Here is a 17432-nt window from a genome sequence, read left to right as displayed (position 1 = left end):
CTCGTGAAAATGATAAAATAAACTGTAACTGTATATGGGGCGGGGTAATTATAAAGTTTACTGGATACCGGGAGAAAAGATATAAGTGGATTCAATCATAACTGGAAAGGAAGAGTCAACTAATTTTCGCGGTGGATCGTTATGAGAATTGTTATTACCATTGGAGGATCAATCCTGATAAGTGAATTCACACATGAAATGTTCAGGGCATACGCCGATATTCTGAATTCACTGAGGAATGAACATGAACTGTTTGTGGTTGTGGGTGGGGGCAGACCAGCCCGTGATTACATAGGGGTTGCAAGGAAGCTGGGGGCAGGGGAGGCCCAGTGCGATGATATAGGAATCGATGTCACAAGGTTGAATGCCAGGATCCTGATAACAGCCCTCGGTGAAAGTGCGTACCCATCTGTACCTGAAAACTTCAGGGAGGCCGTCAGGTTTGCAGCGTCGGGCAGAATAGTTGTGATGGGTGGTACCGAGCCTGCCCACAGCACCGACGCAGTTGGGGCTATACTGGCTGAAACCGTTGGGGCCGACCTCATGATAAACCTCACATCGGTTGATGGTTTCTATGACAGGGACCCCCAGAAGTACCCGGATGCAAGGTTCTACCCTGAGATCAGTGCCAGTGATATGCTGGAGCACCTCAGTGAATCCGATGTTAAGGCCGGCACCTACGAGTTCTTTGACCATACAGCCCTGAAGATGATAAAGAGGTCAGGGATAAAGACCATCATAGCCAATGGCAGTGACCCTGAGAACCTTCTGAGGGCAATCGATGGTGGGATAGGAACCACTGTTATCCCTGAATAAATGTGGAAACCTAAATTCATCAGGTGGGATAGGAACCACTTTTATCCCCGAATAAATTTAGAAGTTTAAATTCATCAAAAAATGGAGGTAAAGAGAATGGTTGAACCGCACAAGCACTGTCCTGTATGCAGCACCCCCATACCCATGGATGAGGTGACCTGTTCAGAGAGGTGCCAGGAGATCCTATCAAAGAATCAGCAGAGGGTGAGGAGAACAAGGACAATCTTCTACCTTGTATTCGCGCTTTTCATTGTGGTGTGGGTTGTGCTCTCCATAAAAAGGTAGCTGATTTTATTCGGGTGGCTCACGGTGACCTCAGCACAGCCACCCCATACACAACAAGTATAAGACCAACTGCGACACCCACGAAGGCAGGGTTGAACGAGAGCGCCCCCATAAGGATGTATATGACCCCCAGGATGGCGCTGATTATACCAGCATTTCTTTTCAGGTAACTCTGGGAACCTGCTGCAAGTATCAGTATCGCCGCAACAAGCAGGAGGATGCCCGTAACGTAAAGCCAGGCCCCGGCAAGCTGATTTATGAGGAAGACCCTGAAGACAAGCATGAGGCCAACTGCAAGGGTTATAACTGCAAATATCATCCAGAGTATCCCCACCTCCATGTACCTCCTGGCCATGATGGCATTTGCAAGCATCCACACGCCAAGGCCCGAGAGCACAAGACCCGTGAGTATGCTTATGGCTGTTACACCTGAGATCGGAGATACAAGAAATACAATACCGAGAATAACCGAGAGGAGACCCATCCATTTTTTCAGCATCATCTCACCGGTCTGTTATTATGTTCATCTGATTTTATATATTTTATGAAATTTCATCTGATTTTTACATAAACCTGAGGATCACCACGAAGCCCCTGACAAGAAGCAGGACTACTCAAACCTAAATGATCATCCTGAAACCCGTGACAAGGAGCAGGGCTATGAAAAGGTACCTTATGTACCTCACGTCAATCCTGTGGGCTACCATAACACCAAGACGTGAGGCCGGGACACTCATGAATGCAATGGCCGTGAACTGGACCAGGTTAACATATCCCACAGAAAACTGGCCCCCAGGTCCGCTCAGGAGATAGGAGACTGTACCCGATGCTGCGGTCATCGCAATCACAACCGAGGATGTCCCAACAGCCTCAAGGACATCGAAACCTCCAACCAGCACCAGGAGTGGTACGAGGACCACTCCACCACCGATGCCAAGGAGACCTGAGAGGAAACCTGCGATGAAGCCCAGTGAAATGGCGGCATTCCTTTTCCCATGGGATGGTGAAACCCTGGACGACAGGAGGAGCTGCAGTGAAACAAGGATCAGGAGCAACCCAAATACCGCCTTTAGGACCCCTGCGGGTGATGATGTGGCAGTCAGAACCCCCAGGATGCTTCCGCATACACCGAGAGCCCCCATGGGTATGGCCCTGCCTGCATCAACACAGCCCCTCCTGTAATGTGAGTAAGCCCCTGTGAGGGCAGCTGGGAGAATAACTGCAAGGCTTGTTGCAAAGGCTGTCCTTATTGCAATATCCTCTGGTGTGCCTGAGGACTCCATTAAAAAGAAGAGCACCGGCGCTATTATGAAGCCTCCCCCAACACCCAGGAGGCCCGTTGCAAGTCCAGCCACGATTCCCGTAAGAAGAAGTGCCGCAATATAGAATACCGGATCCATCTTATAACCTGAGTTGTTCAATCATTACCGCGATTAATTTATAAGTGACAAGATCCATATCTCTCCCTGCTAATTAAATTAATTTCTTCTGGTGAATAACTTTGAGATCAGACAGATTCATGGCAGCCGGCATAATCTTCATTGCACTGGCAATCACACTCTTCACCACAGACATCCTCGACCCCATAATAACACCATTCACACACGTATTCCTCATGGGCTCCTCAGAGGGCAAGGATGTGATATTCTTCACCATAATGGGGACAATGTTCCTCCTTGCACCCCTCTTCAGGGAGGGTGGAATTTTTGGCCCTGAATGCCTCGATAAGAACACCTACCTCTACATCTCGGCGATCGTAGCATTTGTAACATACCTCACGGGCCTTGCAGTCGAGTTGGCACTCCGCCTTCAAATGGGCGTATCACCATTCACGACCTTCATATCAATGAATCCAGCTGCCTCAACAAGCCTGACCCACTCCCATGTATTCAAGGCAAGCCTCAGCCCCCTCACCGGCCTTGTAGTGCCTGCCTCATCAGGCATCCATACAGGTTCATCACTGGCAGGTCATATCCCCTTCCTTCTCCCGGTTACAATCATCTCAATCACACTGATATACATCCTTGGGCTTCTATCAACTGGGGACAGGAGGGATTTCCATGTGGCGATAGTCATATTCGCCACAGCATCCACAATAATAGGTATAATAGACGGGGGCCTCTTCTCAACCCCCGCACTTGTCGGGCTATCCGGGATTATAGGTATGAGCGCCCTAAGGGTCCCCTTCAGCCCAGGAAACCTTAAAATCCCGGCCCTCATAATAGCCTCACTGGTGGTTCTGAGGGTGCTCCTTGGAATCCTGGGGTCAGTGCCCGGGTACTATGAGGTCACCATCCTTGAGCCATCCGGCAACCCCAACCTTGAGGGGCTCCCTGTTCTCTCAGAGGAGAGAAAGGGTGATACGCTGGTACTGAAACTTTCACCGGAGCAGAACGAGATGGTGCTCCTTGATAGGTTAACCCGCCGCCTTGATGGCAGATGCGGCGGGTTCTTCATGACATGGAACTTCTTTTCATTCTTCTGAAGGAGGATAATGATGAAACTCAGCATAATCATACCTACATACAATGAGGAGGAATATCTACCGGCGCTGCTTGAGAGTATAAGGAAACAGGACTTCACAGACTATGAGGTTATAGTGGCAGATGCAGACTCTGAGGATAATACCAGGAAAATTGCAGAGGAGTACGGCTGCAGGGTGGTTGAGGGTGGCATGCCCGCAGCCGGTAGAAACCGGGGGGCTGAGGTCGCCAGGGGCGAACTCCTCCTCTTTCTGGACGCCGACCTTGTCCTCACCGAGGGGTACCTCAGGGATGCTGTGGAGGAATTCGAATCAGAGGACCTGGGAATCGCCATAACCCAGATGATACCCCTCTCAACCAGAAGGCGTGACAAGATACTCCACGAATTCGCAAACAGATTCATGATACTTGTTGAATCCATTAAACCCCACGGGGCAGGCTGCTATGGAATAATCACCCGTAAGGAACTTCATGAAAGGGTCGGTGGTTTCGATGAGTCCCTTGACTTCGGGGAGGATACCGACTACATTGAGCGCATAGGTAAGATAAGCAGGTTCAGGGTTCTGAGGAAACCCAGGGTTCTGGTATCCATAAGGAGGCTTGAAAAGGAGGGCCTCAGGAACCTGGCATTCAAGTACACAAAGAGCACAATATATGACTTCATGGGAAAAAAGGTGAGTGCAGGTGACCTCAAATATGAATTCGGGCACTCCAAGAAGAAGAGGGTTCTCTACTCTGTCTGCGGTGAGGGGATGGGGCACGCCATAAGGAGTGGGGTGATTCTGGACAAGCTAACAGAGGACCATGATGTCCTCATATTTGCAAGTGACCGCGCCTACAGGTACCTGAGCAGCAAATTCGATAATGTCCATGAGATATACGGCTTCAACACTGTCTATGAGGATAACAGTGTAAATGACATCAAAACATTCGTAAAGGCCATGAAAACATTCCCCAGGGACCTCAAGGAGAACCTCAAACTCCTCTACAGGATAGCGAAGGATTTCAGACCGGATGTGGTGGTGTCTGACTTTGAGTTCTATGCCAGTGTCATAAGCAACATGCTCAGGATACCCCTAATAAGCATAGACAACATGCACGTCATAACCCAGTGCAGGATAGAGTATCCTGAGAAATTCAGGCGGGACAAGATCAAGGCTGAGGCCGTTGTGAGGTCATTCATTGTGAGGCCCAGGCGATATCTAATAACCAGTTACTTCTTCCCTGAGGTTAAAAACCCAAAAAAGGTATCCATGTATCCCCCTGTCCTGAGGGAGGAAATAATGAATCTTGATCCTTACTATGGGGACCATGTGCTGGTCTACCAGACCAGCAGGTCAAACAGGAGGCTCATTGAGATCCTGAAGAGCCTGGACAGGGAATTCATCGTATACGGCTTTAACAGGGATGAAGTGAATGGGAACCTCACCTTCAGGAAATTCAATGAGGACCAGTTCTTCAGGGACTTTGAGTCTGCGGCTGCGGTTATAACAAATGGGGGCTTCACCCTGATAAGTGAGGCCCTCTACCTGCGAAAGCCAGTCTACAGTGTTCCTGTTAAGGGACAGTTCGAGCAGATACTCAACGCGGTGTACCTTGAGAAGCTGGGCTACGGCGAATTCCATGAGGAGACAGAAAGGGAGACTCTTGAGGGGTTCCTTGGGCGACTTGACGTCTACAGACGGAACCTTGAGGACTATGATGGGGGTAACAACGAGATAATAGATGCCCTTAAGAGGGCAATAGATGAATGTTCAAGGGGATGTTAAACTGCAGAGCCGTTCCTGAAGGTTCTTTAGCAGTTTTTCTTATTTTTAAGTTCTGAAGAACCGATAAATTTGAAAAAATAGAATATTGTAGTGTCTATCTGAAAAATCCATGATTTCAGAACAGATATACAAATATAGAAAATTTTATTCTGAATTTCCCAAAAAACAGTGCAAAGAAAGATCCTGATAAAAACTCATTAAAAATTGTTCCTGGTGTAACTAGAGTGTCACACCAAGATCAAGCTGCTCTGTGAGCTCCTTGTACCTGTTCCTTATTGTCACCTCGGTTACACCTGCAACCTCTGCAACGTCCCTCTGGGTCTTGCGCTCCCCTAGGAGGACCGATGCTATGTACAGGGCTGCTGCTGCAACACCGGTGGGGCCCCTACCTGATGTGAGGCCGTTTTCCATTGCCATCTCTATGATCTCAATGGCCTTGGACTGGACCTCCCCTGAGAGTCCCAGTTCACTTGCGAACCTTGGTACGTAGTCAACAGGGGATGTTGGCGGCAGCTTTATGTTGAGTTCCCTTGTTAAGAACCTGTAGGTCCTTCCAACCTCCTTCTTGCTGACCCTTGAGACCTCCGCGATCTCATCAAGTGTTCTGGGGACATTGCAGCTTCTGCATGCCGCGTATAGTGACGCTGCAACGACTCCCTCAATGCTTCTTCCCCTGATGAGTTTGTTCTCAACGGCTCTCCTGTAGACCATTGATGCGGCTTCCCTGACGCTTCTCGGTAACCCAAGTCTTGAGGAGTCACGGTCGAGTTCGCTCAGGGCAAATGCGAGGTTTCTCTCTGTGGCCCCTGAAATCCTTATCTTCCTCTGCCATTTCCTGAGGCGGTACCACTGGGCCCTGTTCCTTGCTGGGATGTCCCTTCCATAGATGTCCTTGTTTCTCCAGTCTATCATGGTTGATAGACCCTTGTCGTGTATGGTGTAGGTTATGGGTGCCCCCACCCTTGTCCTCTTGTCACGCTGTTCATGGTCAAAGGCCCTCCATTCTGGACCCATGTCAACCAGGTTATCGTCTATGACAAGACCGCACTTTCCACATACTATTTCAGCCCTTTCGTAGTCGCCCCTGAGATCCTCAGAGCCGCACTCAGGGCATTTTGTTTCCTTCTCTATTTCAGAAACATCAGACCTCATTTTCTCCTTCGTTTCCTTCGCCCCCATTTTTTCACATTCTTTATACCCACGTATAAAGTCTCTCCAGCTCGGTTCTCAAACTTTTCAGGTTTTATTGCACGAACTGGTTTTACTGATATGTATGGATTTCGTGTTGGACCGAAGATGTCGTGCACTTTCCCTATCATTCTCCCTTCAGAAGTAAAAACGGGTGCTCCAAGCTGCGGTGTTCTGGCGGAACGTACTATGATTCTTCCCTTGCTGGAGACATGTGAAATATTCCCTAAACTCTTCATAATTCACCGAAAATTTTATATAGTGTACTCTTTACTTACTACTATATAAATGTTTCGATAATTTTATATTAAAATAGTGTTTGATGTACAGGGATGTGCATGGTTTTCTTGAGTCAATCCCCAGGGGCCATTATGTATCTCCCGTAATACAGCGCTGCGAGAAAACCTATAATGGTGGGTGCAAAGTAACTTGCGATTCTATCAACCACACTGGCAGCCATGACATAATCAGCCCCTATCCCTGCAACAGCAAATAGACCCACAAGTATGCCCTCCCTTAGTCCGAGAGATCCAGGTAGGAGTGGTAAAAGTGATATCAGGATCCCCACTGTGTAGATTATTATGAGGGGCACTGCAGGTGGTGAAACCCCAACCGCCAGGAAGCAAACATACAGACGACAGACATCAAGGGCCCACATTCCAAGCGAAACAAAAAAACCTGCCATAAAGACCCTCTTATCAGTTATCGCTGTTGAAAAGCCCTCACTGAACCTGTTTATATAGAATATGACCCTCTCATGTATTCTTGAGAAACTGATATCACCCTTCCTGAACCTTGAAACCCACTCCACAGCTCTTCTCACAACAGATAGGGCAAGCCTCTGGGCAATATCACGGTTCATTCCGGCATAGATTGCAGCGGAAAAAAATGCTATTGTGAAAAAGATCAGGACACTCACAACAACCCTCGTCCAGATGGATATGCTCCAGGTCATGATGAGGACCGCTGAGAGAATTGATATAACCGCAAAGGGTATGAACTCAAAGACCCTGTCTGCCGTTGAAGACGCGAAACCTATCTCAAATGGCGTCCCTTCAACCTCCCGCAGGAGGTATGCCCTCAGTGGCTCGCCACCTGCGGCCCCTGGGGTTATGTTGTTACCGAAGATGCTTGCAAAAAGAAGCATCATGAGCCTGGGAAACGATGGAGCATCATCAACCAGGTTCAGTATAAGCCTCCATCTCAACGTCCACAGCACAAGTATAAGTGCCTCCAGGAGAAAGTTCAATGCAAGAAAATAGGGGCTGGTCCTCTCAAGGGCCCTCAGAATATCCCCAAAGCCTGCAAATAATCCTATAATGAATATGAGAACAGCAACAGCAATGAAGGAGAGAACTATGGTACGCTTATTCTCCCCAATGTAAGCAAAAACGTCCCTCTCTCCCATGGAAACCCACTACTTCAATCCAAGAATCTCAGAAAGGGTGAAGCCCTCGGCAAGTTTCTCCTTGATGGATGATTCCTTCTTTTTGATTTCCATTGCTGCACGAACAACTTCAGGCACAATCTCAGCGGGAACCACAACCACTCCAGATTCATCTCCAAATATGAGGTCTCCACTCTCAACTCTGACACCGTCGCACTCAAGGGTCACGTTGAGCCCCCCCTCTGCGAGGGGTTCCCCGGCGCATGGGACATAATCCCTGGAGAATACCGGGAAGTCAAGTTCAAGAAGGGCATCCATATCCCTGCAGGATCCATAGATCACAGCACCTGCTATGCCCTTAGTCATGGCGGTTTTTGATGTGAGCTCTCCCCAGACGGCCATATCATCGCCATCAGTCCCTATGAAAACAACATCACCTTTACCTGCAGCGTCTATGGCCAGTACAGAGGTCCCCCAGTCACTGCTTGATGTGCTTGCGGTCACAGCCCATCCGCAGAGCCTGAGGTTGTTAACAGGCTTTATGGAGTGTATAACCCCACTTATACCTGCCACCGCCTTGAGTGCATCTGAAACCTGGGGGGCTGATATGTCAGAAAGGAGCCTCAGGGGATCCCGTGGGCTGCGGAAACTTCTCAGGCGTTCAATGGGTTTTATGCCCTTTATGGCCATGTAATCAATCCTGAGGAGTTGTAACTTCTTCTACCATGGTTTTTCCAGCTACAACTTCGTCAACGCTGTGAATGGAGCCCCCATAACTCTCAATGGCCCTTGTTATCTCATCAAAATCCAGGTCGTTTCCCTGAATCGTGACCTTGATGTTCTCTGTCTCCTTATCGATTTCCATGAGGGTTATGTTAACACCCTCAACGCCCCTGAGTTCACTCAGGTACTTGGCATATTCAGGTATTATGGGTTCGTGTGGTTTTAGTATATCCAGAACAATTCTTATAAGGCCCTTAGCCACCATCTTTCCTCCATGATTCTTTAAAATGATATGGGTATTATGATAGAAAGGATATTTAAATATAGTCCCATTCCAGAGCGGGACATCTGTGATTATTTTATATATCAGTATCTCCATATAAAATATAGATATTATCAAGCTACTGAAAGGGCTTAATATGTCTCTTATAAAGCTTCAGCAGATAACCCATGAAATAGATGAACTTAAATACCAGGGAGAACTTGGAGTACCCATTCTCATCGAGGGCCGGAAGGACGAGGAGGCCCTGCGGGAACTGGGTGTCGAGGGACCCTTCATAAAGGTTTCAGGTTCCATGATGGGACTTTCTGAAATCGCCCTCCGGGCAGCAAGTGCCTCGAGGGTCATCATACTTACAGACTTTGACAGGAAGGGCAGCGAACTTGCAAAAAGATTGTACGCTGATATACAGAGCCTTGGAGCGAATCCAGACCTCAGAATACGCCGGAGACTCATGGGAATGACCAGAAAATACATCAAGGACATACAGAGCCTTCCATCATACATAGAAAGGCTGAAGCTGGAGGTATGCCCATACCCCCTTGATAATATCTGAAAACTGTTATCATCATATTTTTCAATTTGATAACCAGTTCATTCCTCAAAGGAGGGTTTACATGGGAAAAGAAGAAATAAGTACAACCAAATACCTCATTCACGCTCAAATTAATGCTAACGGAATCGTTGAGAAACCTGATGTTGTTGGGGCAATATTTGGACAGACTGAAGGTCTTCTCAGCAATGACCTGGATCTCAGGGAACTCCAGAAAACAGGTAGAATCGGGAGGATCAAGGTCAACATCACATCCAGGGGTGGTAAATCAAAGGGGGAGATAATCATACCATCAAGTCTTGACCGCGTTGAAACCGCCATCCTTGCAGCTTCCCTTGAAACAATAAACCGTGTCGGACCATGTGAAGCCTACATTCAGGTCACAAAGGTTGAGGACGTCCGTGCGGTTAAACGTAAAAGGGTCGTTGAGAGGGCCAAGGAGATATACGCCAGTATGATGGAGGAGGTTACCCCTGAAAGCCTCAGAATGATTGAAGAGGTCAAGGAGGCCATGAGGGTCCATGAAATCACAGAGTACGGTGAGGAAAAGCTTCCAGCAGGGCCCAATGTTGAGACCTCAGACGCCATACTTGTGGTGGAGGGAAGATCCGACGTCCTCAACCTCCTTAAGTACGGTATAAAGAATGCCATTGCAGTTGAGGGGGTCAGTGTACCCCGAACCGTTGCCGAGCTCACAAAGAAAAAAACTGTAACGGCCTTTGTAGATGGTGACCGGGGCGGTGAACTCATCCTCAAGGAGCTCCTACAAGTGGGGGACATAGACTACGTCACAAGGGCACCCAAGGGCAAGGAGGTGGAGGACCTTGAGAAGGATGAGATCATGATGGCCCTCCGAAACAAGGTGCCGGTTGAGCAGTTCTACCATGACCTTGGGATGCAGAAGGAGAAGAAGAAATCAGAGGACAAGATGGTGCTCCTTCGGAACATCCTGAAGGAACTTGAGGGGACAGGAAATGCTGAGATACTGGATGACGCCCTCAACATACTGAAGGAGGTCAAGGTTGAGAACCTCTACGATGAACTCAGCCGCGTCAACAACCACCCCTACGCGGTGGTCTTTGATGGCGTGATAACACAGCGCCTTGTTGACCTCTCATTTGAGAAGGGCCTCAGATACCTTGTGGCTGTGAGGAGTGGGGACATTGTCAAGAAACCCCACAACCTCAAACTCATAACAGGCCACACCTGAACCCATAGAAGGCATCAAAATGTATGTCGACATGAACCGTGAGTACCTGAAGGATATAAACACAACAGAAGACGTTAAGATACCTGAAGATCCCCTTGAGAGGGTCATAGGGCATGAGGACGTCATGCCCATGATAAAGATAGCTGCAAAGCAGAGGCGGCACCTGCTTCTCGTGGGACCGCCAGGTATAGGAAAGTCCCTGCTTGCACAGGCAATATCATTTCACCTCCCTGAACCATCAGAGGAGATAACAGTTGTTCACAACCCTGAAAGGCCTGAAAGGCCATTCGTTGAGGTTAAAAGCCGTAAGGAAATAGAGGATGAAATCCTTGAGATTGAAAGGGCTGAGGGTGAACTCATAGACCCCCATAGTGTCCCCGAGGCTGTTGCGGAACGCCTGGGATTCAAGTGCATACACTGCGGCGAGTACAGCAGCGCCTACAACAGCATCTGCCCAAAATGTGGCGGTGATAAGTTCTCCCACATTAAGGCGAGGCGGAAGCACATCGGGGACCTCCTCGGTATGTTCGAGATGAGTTCAGGGAGCCTCAGCGTGCCCCAGAAGAGGGTCACAACCACCAGGATCATGGATGGTGTTGAGGAGGTTGTGATCTACGAGAGGGTTGGCGGAGACAGCATCAAGGTCCTTGATCAGAGGGCCCTTGAAAAGAGGAGGCAGATGGTTGAAGAGAAACCCAGGAACGTCATAGTCCCCCTTGAGAGGAAAACCTTCATTCAGGCCACAGGGGCAAGTGAAACCGAACTTCTGGGTGATGTACGCCACGATCCCTACGGGGGACATCCTGACCTGGGTTCCCAGCCCTATGAACGTGTGGTCCCCGGGGCAATCCACGAGGCCCATGAGGGCGTGCTCTTCATAGACGAGATAGTCCACATAGCAGGCCTTCAGAGGTTCATATTCACTGCCATGCAGGATAAGACATTCCCAATAGTCGGTAGAAACCCCCAGAGCGCCGGGAGTTCAGTTAAGGTCGATGAGGTCCCCTGTGACTTCATATTCGTGGGGGCCTGCAACATTGCTGATCTCCAGTACATACTCCCCCCTCTTCGCTCAAGGGTGCAGGGGGAGGGCTATGAGCTTCTTCTGAATACTACGATGCCTGATACCGATGAGAACAGGGCAAAAATTGCGCAGTTTGTTGCACAGGAGATAGAACTTGATGGGAAGATACCCCATGCCCGGGCTGCTGCAGTGGAGCTCCTTATTGAGGAGGCAAGGAGAAGGGCAAGGGTGATTGATGACATGGATGATGCCCTCACACTACGCCTCAGGGACCTTGGTGGTGTTGTGAGGATGGCCGGGGACCTTGCTGTGATGGATGGCAGCGAATATATCGAGACCAAGCACATGGAGGTTGCAATAAGGAAGGCTGTTTCCATTGAGGACCAGATCCTCAGAAGGTACAAGAGCTATGAGAAGGCCCTTGAGAAGGACCTATCAAGTTCACAGAGGATGTCACATCAAAGTTATAACAGTGAGAACATAGACCGAAGCTACATGTGATACCTGATCCGCAAGATTTAAGTGGGCATTTATGGTAGATACCATGAACATGAAGAGAGAGTCAGAGGAAAAACAGGGTCTTCTTGAACGCTACAATTTCCCGGAACTCATTGAGGACTACCTTGTGGAACTTGAAATCAGGAACTACTCCCCCAACACCATCAAAACCTACAGGTCAATTGTTAAAAATTTCTACGAATTTCTGATGGAGGAGGATGACCTCTACGATGATAGAAGGGTTCTGAGGTCCTTCAAGAGGTACATACAGTACCTTAAGAGGGATAAGAACGTCACCCAGAACTACATTTATCTTGTTACCGTTGTTATCAAGAAGTTCTTTGAGTTCAGTGAAATAGACTGCCTGCAGGAGGTCAAGGCTCCCAAGAGGACGAAGTCCCTCCCCAAGTCCCTCAATGAGGATGAGGTTATGAGGCTCATAAATGCCGTTGAACTCTCAGATGATGGTTCGGCCATTAAGAGGTTCATAAAGACCAGGGACAGACTGATACTCTCGCTCCTTTATTCTTCGGGTCTCAGGGTCTCTGAGCTTGTTTCACTCAAGGTCAATGATATTGACACCGGTGAGCGGACAATTAGGATAAGGGGTAAGGGTGATAAGGATCGTATAGTCCTCTTTGATGAGAGCACAAGGGACCTCCTTGTGGAGTACCTCAGTAGGAGGATCCATGAGAGTGAGTACCTCTTCCTCAACCGCTTCGGGGACCCCCTCACACCGAGGTACGTCCAGATGATGATAAAGAACTACGCCCGGAAGGCGGGTATAAACAAGAAGGTGACCCCCCACATCCTCAGGCATTCCTTTGCAACCCATCTCCTAAAGAATGGTGTGGACATAAGGGCCATACAGCAGCTTCTGGGGCATTCAAATCTTTCAACCACCCAGATCTACACCAGTGTGGATATGCAGACCCTTAAAAATGTTTATGATCGTGCAAAGCTCCTTTAGCTTCAATCTTATTTTTTCAGCGGGTCATCTCAGTGAGTGGTGTCTGATACCAAATAATTATATAAACTACAACAGCAATATATCCATAGATTTGAATATATTGATCTGGAGGTTAAAGGTTGTTACAGGAATTTGCCGATTATGTAACCTACAATCTCATTGGGCTTGAACCCGCGTCACACTTGGGAAGCGCTGTTAACTTCTTCATATACGACACCATAAAGATATTCATCCTCCTTGCAACACTCATATTCGTCATATCATTCATAAGGACATACATACCCCCCAACAGGGTCAGGGAAATCCTTGAAAAAAGGCACAAGTATACAGGAAACTTCATTGCAGCCCTTGTAGGTATAATAACACCATTCTGTTCATGTTCTGCGGTCCCCCTATTCATAGGGTTCGTTGAGGCTGGCGTGCCCCTGGGAGCCACATTCTCATTCCTTATATCCTCCCCTATGATAAACGAAATAGCAATAGTGCTCCTCCTGGGACTCTTCGGGTGGCAGATAACCGCGTTCTACATCATATCAGGTTACATAATAGCTGTGGTCGGCGGTGTGCTCATAGGAAAACTCAAAATGGAAAGCCAGCTTGAGGACTACGTCTATGAGACACTTGAGAAGATGAAGGCGCTGGGCACAGCCGATGTTGAGCTCCCTAAACCAACCCTCAGGGAAAGGTACATGATAGCAAAAAACGAAATGAAGGATATACTCCGCAGGGTCTCACCCTACATAATAGTCGCGATAGCCATAGGCGGATGGATACACGGCTATTTACCATCCGATTTCCTGCTGGAATATGCTGGTTCAGACAACATCCTCGCAGTCCCCATGGCTGTACTCATAGGTGTCCCCCTCTATTCAAATGCTGCGGGGACCATACCCCTCATATCAGCACTCATAGAAAAGGGAATGGCTGCTGGAACCGCCCTGGCACTTATGATGTCAATAACAGCCCTATCCCTTCCGGAAATGATAATCCTCAGGAAGGTTATGAAGCCAAGACTCCTTGGAACATTCATAGCAATACTCGCAGTCTCCATAACAGTTACAGGTTACCTATTCAACCTGATAATATGATTGAGGTGATAAGATGAAGATACAGATATACGGTACAGGATGTGCAAACTGCCAGATGCTTGAGAAAAATGCAAGGGAAGCCGTTAAGGAACTGGGAATAGATGCAGAGTTCGAGAAGGTGAAGGACATGGACGAGATACTTGAAGCGGGACTCACAGCCCTCCCTGGACTTGCAGTTGACGGTGAACTCAAAATCATGGGAAGGGTCGCCTCAAAGGAGGAGATAATGAAGATCCTCTCCTGATCCACTTTTTATGGTGAATCCAATGGTCAAGGAAGAAAAGGGTTTTGAGGGTAAAATAAAGGCCATGATCTCCTCAAGGGCCTGCGCATGCCAGACAGGTATCCTTGAAAAGAAAAAATCAGGACTCAGATATGTTAACTGTAAGGGATGCGGCAAACTATTCAAAACCGACAGGGACACAGATTACTGTATGGACTGTGAAAGAAAAATGAAATGATGATCTAAATGGAAATATCATTCATAGGCGGGGGGCGGGTAGTAAGAATAATCCTTGGAGGCCTTCAGAGGGTCGGGAGGACTCCAGAGGACGTTATGGTCTGTGACACCGATGGGGGAACACTGAAGAGTCTGGAGGAAGAGTTCAGTGTTAATACATCAACCGACTGCAGAAACGCTGAGGGGGACCTGATCTTCCTGGCGCTCCACCCACCTGTCCTGAAGGATGTCCTCGCCAATATAAAGCCGCCCAGGGATTCCCTGGTGGTATCCCTTGCACCAAGAATAAGCATGGGTTACATGCAGAATGCCATGAACCACCCGAAGGTTGCGAGGGTTATACCCAATGCCCCATCAATCATCAACAGGGGATACAACCCATTCTGCATAGCCACTGAAGCATCCCAATCAGATAAAGAAAATCTGAAATCAATTTTTGACGCTTTAGGAGACTTTCCAGAGGTTGATGAGGAAAAACTTGAGGCATACGCAATTATAACTGCAATGGGCCCCACCTATCTATGGTTCCAGCTGGATGAACTTGAAAGGTTGGCCGTGGACTTCGGGATGGACGCCGAAGAGGCCAGGGCGGCAGTCTCATCAATGACCCTTGGTGCGGTTGAAGCATTCTACAGCTACCCTCAAAGAGATGTGCTCATGGACCTGATTCCCATAAAACCCCTCTCCACTGAAGAAGACCATATAAGATCCATTTACAGGGATAAACTCACGGCACTCTACAGGAACCTTAAGGAGAAACTTTAAGTGTTTATGGATGAATTATCTGGAGGTAAAGGATGTATAAACGGATACTGCTTGCAACAGATGGATCCGAATGCTCAATGAAGGCTGCGAAATACGCCATTGAAACCGCCAGGCAAAACCAGGCAGAGCTCATAGCACTCTCAGTTACCGAAACAAAGGCGCTCCAGAATCTCCCGGTTGAGGAACTAACAAAGAAGGTTACAGAACTCTTCAGAAGGGAATCAGAGGAAGCTCTGGAGAGGGTCGAGGAACTGGCCAGTTCCATGGAAGGCTCAGTTAAGGTCAGGAAGATGATTCTTGAGGGGCCATCTGCAGATACCATCCTCAGGGTCGCTGATGAGGAAGATGTTGATCTCATAGTCGTTGGTGCTTCAGGAAAGCACGCCCTTGAAAGGTTCATTCTGGGGAGTGTCTCAGAGAAGGTTGTAAGGCACGCTGCCGTCCCGGTGCTGGTGGTCCACAGCAGAAAAGATTGAAGACAGGTAATCGTTATGAGGACATGTTCAGCAGATAAGCCAAGCCCTGAACAGCTTGAGAGACTTAAGGAAAGACTTGAAAGGCTACCTGATGATGATAAAATAGAAAGGGATGCGAATGCCCTTAAAGCCCTCGCCGACCCGACGAGACTCAAGATAATCCATCTCCTATCTGAAGGGGAGCTGTGTGTCTGTGAAATCATGGCAGCACTCGAAAAGCCCCAGCCAACGGTCTCACATCACCTCAACATACTCAAAAGGGCCGGTTTCCTTAAATCAGAGAAGATAGGGGTATGGGTCCACTACATGCTATCAGATGACAGCCTCCCCTCAAAGGTCGAATACCTCCTGAATGACCTGGAATACTGAAATGGTTCTGGGCATCCAAAGATTTCTTTTATCATGACATCCTGTCACTGTAGACCTGTTCCGTGAATTCAAATGTAAACTTAACTCCCCTTTCAGGTTTTTCCACCCTCATATTTCCCCCAAGCTGGATGGAAAGGTTTTCAATCATCCTGAAGCCAAAGGACCCCCCATCCGGGAATTTTATTCCCTCAGGTAGTCCCCTTCCATCATCAGAGTATACCAGCAGGTAGAAGCCATTCATTTTTTCAATGGAAATTGTTATCCTACCCTTACCCTCAAATGCATGTTTCAGTGAATTTGATATCAGTTCCGATATTATGAGTGCCAGTGGGACCGCGGTGTCCATATTCAGGCGCACATCATCTGCCATTATATCCAGACGGACAGATGATGATGCACCATATGATTCTAGAAGCTGTGAGGAGATGCTTCTGAGGTAATCACCAAAATCAATAATGTAGCTGCCACCTGATGGGTACGCCCTCTCATGTATAACCGCAATTGACCTCAGCTGGTTAACGTAGTCCCTGAAGAAGTGCTCCATGGCGGGATCCTCAGCATACCTTATCTGAAGTGAAAGGAGACTTATGATAAGCTGAAGGTTATTCTTGACCCTGTGGTGAAGTTCTCTGAGAAGAGCTTCCTTCTCAGCTATTGACCTCTTAAGGTATTCATTCAGGGTTCTTTCACGGATGAGTTTAAGTCTGTTCCTCTTTGCCTCATGCTTGTGGATTGCCATCTCAAGGTTGACCTTGAGGTCCCTCTCATGGAATGGCTTCAGCAGGTATGCATAGGGCTCTGTTTCACCGGCCCTCTTGAGGATATCGTTGCTGCTGTAGGCTGTGAGGTATATGATGGGTACGTCCATCTTCTCTGTTATGATCCTCGCAGCCTCTATCCCATCCATTTCACCGGCAAGCATGATGTCCATTATTATGGAGTCTGGCTGGAGGTCCTCAATTCCCTCAAGGAGGTCCTCAGCCGAATGAAATATCGCAGGAACCTCATAGCCAGCATCTTCGAGTATAGCCCGGATATCCTGGGCCACCAGCTCCTCGTCCTCCACAATGACAACCCTTCTCCTCATC

General features: G+C 48.2%; 22 protein-coding genes. 14 read left to right on the top strand and 8 right to left on the bottom strand.

The window, feature by feature from the left end:
• Positions 1-141 precede the first annotated feature (141 nt).
• Together pyrH and FVF72_RS07155 are read left to right on the top strand one after the other, a co-directional pair.
• Positions 142-816 carry a UMP kinase gene (gene pyrH / locus FVF72_RS07160; protein ID WP_147671686.1) on the top strand — a complete coding sequence of 225 codons (675 nt, stop codon included), beginning with the start codon at positions 142-144 and terminating at the stop codon, positions 814-816.
• Positions 817-912: 96 nt separating this feature from the next.
• Positions 913-1101 carry a DUF2116 family Zn-ribbon domain-containing protein gene (locus FVF72_RS07155; RefSeq protein ID WP_013296085.1) on the top strand — a complete coding sequence of 63 codons (189 nt, stop codon included), beginning with the start codon at positions 913-915 and terminating at the stop codon, positions 1099-1101.
• A 19-nt stretch (positions 1102-1120) separates the two neighbouring features.
• On the opposite strand, the gene FVF72_RS07150 is transcribed toward FVF72_RS07155, so the two are convergent.
• Positions 1121-1600 carry a DUF308 domain-containing protein gene (locus FVF72_RS07150; RefSeq protein WP_147671684.1) on the bottom strand — a complete coding sequence of 160 codons (480 nt, stop codon included), beginning with the start codon at positions 1598-1600 and terminating at the stop codon, positions 1121-1123.
• A 121-nt stretch (positions 1601-1721) separates the two neighbouring features.
• Positions 1722-2501, bottom strand: a complete 780-nt coding sequence (locus FVF72_RS07145) for a sulfite exporter TauE/SafE family protein (RefSeq protein ID WP_147671683.1) — start codon at positions 2499-2501, stop codon at positions 1722-1724.
• 101 nt (positions 2502-2602) lie between these two features.
• On the opposite strand from FVF72_RS07145, the gene FVF72_RS07140 reads away from it, so the two are divergent.
• Both FVF72_RS07140 and FVF72_RS07135 read left to right on the top strand, forming a co-directional pair.
• The gene (locus FVF72_RS07140) at positions 2603-3586 is read left to right on the top strand and encodes a hypothetical protein (RefSeq protein WP_147671682.1); all 984 of its coding nucleotides are present in this window, start codon (positions 2603-2605) and stop codon (positions 3584-3586) included.
• A gap of 12 nt (positions 3587-3598) precedes the next feature.
• Positions 3599-5353 (top strand): MJ1255/VC2487 family glycosyltransferase, encoded by a 1755-nt coding sequence (locus tag FVF72_RS07135; protein ID WP_147671681.1) that lies wholly within the window; start codon positions 3599-3601, stop codon positions 5351-5353.
• A gap of 219 nt (positions 5354-5572) precedes the next feature.
• Here FVF72_RS07135 and FVF72_RS07130 read toward each other — a convergent pair whose 3' ends face one another.
• From FVF72_RS07130 to FVF72_RS07110, 5 genes are all read right to left on the bottom strand, one after another.
• On the bottom strand, positions 5573-6505 hold the full coding sequence (locus FVF72_RS07130) for a transcription initiation factor IIB (protein WP_147672016.1): 933 nt from the start codon (positions 6503-6505) through the stop codon (positions 5573-5575).
• Positions 6502-6780, bottom strand: coding sequence for a Gar1/Naf1 family protein (locus FVF72_RS07125; RefSeq protein WP_147671680.1), 279 nt, complete (start codon positions 6778-6780; stop codon positions 6502-6504). Before FVF72_RS07125 ends, FVF72_RS07130 begins: the two co-directional genes overlap by 4 nt.
• Positions 6781-6893: 113 nt before the next feature.
• On the bottom strand, positions 6894-7949 hold the full coding sequence (locus tag FVF72_RS07120) for a UPF0104 family protein (RefSeq protein WP_147671679.1): 1056 nt from the start codon (positions 7947-7949) through the stop codon (positions 6894-6896).
• Between the two features lie 9 nt (positions 7950-7958).
• Positions 7959-8618, bottom strand: a complete 660-nt coding sequence (locus FVF72_RS07115; RefSeq protein ID WP_147671678.1) for an RraA family protein — start codon at positions 8616-8618, stop codon at positions 7959-7961.
• 4 nt (positions 8619-8622) lie between these two features.
• Complete coding sequence (locus FVF72_RS07110; RefSeq protein WP_013296094.1) at positions 8623-8916, bottom strand: DUF211 domain-containing protein; 294 nt, start codon at positions 8914-8916, stop codon at positions 8623-8625.
• A gap of 154 nt (positions 8917-9070) precedes the next feature.
• Between FVF72_RS07110 and FVF72_RS07105 the strand changes: the two genes are divergently transcribed.
• The 10 genes from FVF72_RS07105 to FVF72_RS07060 all read left to right on the top strand — a co-directional run bounded on the left by FVF72_RS07105 (position 9071) and on the right by FVF72_RS07060 (position 16344).
• Positions 9071-9487, top strand: a complete 417-nt coding sequence (locus FVF72_RS07105) for a toprim domain-containing protein (protein WP_147671677.1) — start codon at positions 9071-9073, stop codon at positions 9485-9487.
• Positions 9488-9548: 61 nt separating this feature from the next.
• Complete coding sequence (gene dnaG / locus FVF72_RS07100) at positions 9549-10694, top strand: DNA primase DnaG (protein ID WP_147671676.1); 1146 nt, start codon at positions 9549-9551, stop codon at positions 10692-10694.
• 19 nt (positions 10695-10713) lie between these two features.
• Entirely contained in the window at positions 10714-12219 is a 1506-nt protein-coding gene (locus tag FVF72_RS07095) for an ATP-binding protein (protein ID WP_147671675.1), read from the top strand.
• Between the two features lie 31 nt (positions 12220-12250).
• Entirely contained in the window at positions 12251-13186 is a 936-nt protein-coding gene (gene xerA, locus FVF72_RS07090) for a site-specific tyrosine recombinase/integron integrase (protein WP_147671674.1), read from the top strand.
• Positions 13187-13305: 119 nt separating this feature from the next.
• Positions 13306-14274, top strand: coding sequence for a permease (locus FVF72_RS07085; protein ID WP_147671673.1), 969 nt, complete (start codon positions 13306-13308; stop codon positions 14272-14274).
• A gap of 13 nt (positions 14275-14287) precedes the next feature.
• Positions 14288-14518 carry an MTH895/ArsE family thioredoxin-like protein gene (locus FVF72_RS07080; protein ID WP_013296100.1) on the top strand — a complete coding sequence of 77 codons (231 nt, stop codon included), beginning with the start codon at positions 14288-14290 and terminating at the stop codon, positions 14516-14518.
• Between the two features lie 22 nt (positions 14519-14540).
• Positions 14541-14735, top strand: a complete 195-nt coding sequence (locus tag FVF72_RS07075; RefSeq protein WP_147671672.1) for a hypothetical protein — start codon at positions 14541-14543, stop codon at positions 14733-14735.
• Between the two features lie 8 nt (positions 14736-14743).
• A complete protein-coding gene (locus tag FVF72_RS07070; RefSeq protein WP_147671671.1) occupies positions 14744-15499 on the top strand; it encodes a pyrroline-5-carboxylate reductase in 756 nt (251 codons plus the stop codon).
• Between the two features lie 32 nt (positions 15500-15531).
• The gene (locus FVF72_RS07065) at positions 15532-15975 is read left to right on the top strand and encodes a universal stress protein (protein WP_147671670.1); all 444 of its coding nucleotides are present in this window, start codon (positions 15532-15534) and stop codon (positions 15973-15975) included.
• 15 nt (positions 15976-15990) lie between these two features.
• Positions 15991-16344: a helix-turn-helix transcriptional regulator gene (locus tag FVF72_RS07060; RefSeq protein ID WP_147671669.1), complete on the top strand. Its 354-nt coding sequence runs from the start codon at positions 15991-15993 to the stop codon at positions 16342-16344.
• A gap of 31 nt (positions 16345-16375) precedes the next feature.
• Here FVF72_RS07060 and FVF72_RS07055 read toward each other — a convergent pair whose 3' ends face one another.
• Positions 16376-17431, bottom strand: a complete 1056-nt coding sequence (locus FVF72_RS07055; RefSeq protein ID WP_255503680.1) for a histidine kinase dimerization/phosphoacceptor domain -containing protein — start codon at positions 17429-17431, stop codon at positions 16376-16378.
• Position 17432 lies beyond the last annotated feature (1 nt).

It is taken from the genome of Methanothermobacter sp. KEPCO-1 (assembly GCF_008033705.1).
Classification (GTDB): Archaea; Methanobacteriota; Methanobacteria; order Methanobacteriales; family Methanothermobacteraceae; genus Methanothermobacter; species Methanothermobacter marburgensis.
Note: the sequence above shows the minus strand (reverse complement) of the source record. Positions and strands in the feature narration are given on the sequence as shown.

Coding starts and splice junctions, on each gene's coding strand:
- pyrH (WP_147671686.1), top strand. CDS start 142: ATGAGAATTGTTATTACCATTGGAGGATCAATCCTGATAAGTGAATTC.
- FVF72_RS07155 (WP_013296085.1), top strand. CDS start 913: ATGGTTGAACCGCACAAGCACTGTCCTGTATGCAGCACCCCCATACCC.
- FVF72_RS07150 (WP_147671684.1), bottom strand. CDS start 1,600: ATGCTGAAAAAATGGATGGGTCTCCTCTCGGTTATTCTCGGTATTGTA.
- FVF72_RS07145 (WP_147671683.1), bottom strand. CDS start 2,501: ATGGATCCGGTATTCTATATTGCGGCACTTCTTCTTACGGGAATCGTG.
- FVF72_RS07135 (WP_147671681.1), top strand. CDS start 3,599: ATGAAACTCAGCATAATCATACCTACATACAATGAGGAGGAATATCTA.
- FVF72_RS07130 (WP_147672016.1), bottom strand. CDS start 6,505: ATGAGGTCTGATGTTTCTGAAATAGAGAAGGAAACAAAATGCCCTGAG.
- FVF72_RS07125 (WP_147671680.1), bottom strand. CDS start 6,780: ATGAAGAGTTTAGGGAATATTTCACATGTCTCCAGCAAGGGAAGAATC.
- FVF72_RS07120 (WP_147671679.1), bottom strand. CDS start 7,949: ATGGGAGAGAGGGACGTTTTTGCTTACATTGGGGAGAATAAGCGTACC.
- FVF72_RS07115 (WP_147671678.1), bottom strand. CDS start 8,618: ATGGCCATAAAGGGCATAAAACCCATTGAACGCCTGAGAAGTTTCCGC.
- FVF72_RS07110 (WP_013296094.1), bottom strand. CDS start 8,916: ATGGTGGCTAAGGGCCTTATAAGAATTGTTCTGGATATACTAAAACCA.
- FVF72_RS07105 (WP_147671677.1), top strand. CDS start 9,071: ATGTCTCTTATAAAGCTTCAGCAGATAACCCATGAAATAGATGAACTT.
- dnaG (WP_147671676.1), top strand. CDS start 9,549: ATGGGAAAAGAAGAAATAAGTACAACCAAATACCTCATTCACGCTCAA.
- FVF72_RS07095 (WP_147671675.1), top strand. CDS start 10,714: ATGTATGTCGACATGAACCGTGAGTACCTGAAGGATATAAACACAACA.
- xerA (WP_147671674.1), top strand. CDS start 12,251: ATGGTAGATACCATGAACATGAAGAGAGAGTCAGAGGAAAAACAGGGT.
- FVF72_RS07080 (WP_013296100.1), top strand. CDS start 14,288: ATGAAGATACAGATATACGGTACAGGATGTGCAAACTGCCAGATGCTT.
- FVF72_RS07075 (WP_147671672.1), top strand. CDS start 14,541: ATGGTCAAGGAAGAAAAGGGTTTTGAGGGTAAAATAAAGGCCATGATC.
- FVF72_RS07070 (WP_147671671.1), top strand. CDS start 14,744: ATGGAAATATCATTCATAGGCGGGGGGCGGGTAGTAAGAATAATCCTT.
- FVF72_RS07065 (WP_147671670.1), top strand. CDS start 15,532: ATGTATAAACGGATACTGCTTGCAACAGATGGATCCGAATGCTCAATG.
- FVF72_RS07060 (WP_147671669.1), top strand. CDS start 15,991: ATGAGGACATGTTCAGCAGATAAGCCAAGCCCTGAACAGCTTGAGAGA.
- FVF72_RS07055 (WP_255503680.1), bottom strand. CDS start 17,431: ATGAGGAGAAGGGTTGTCATTGTGGAGGACGAGGAGCTGGTGGCCCAG.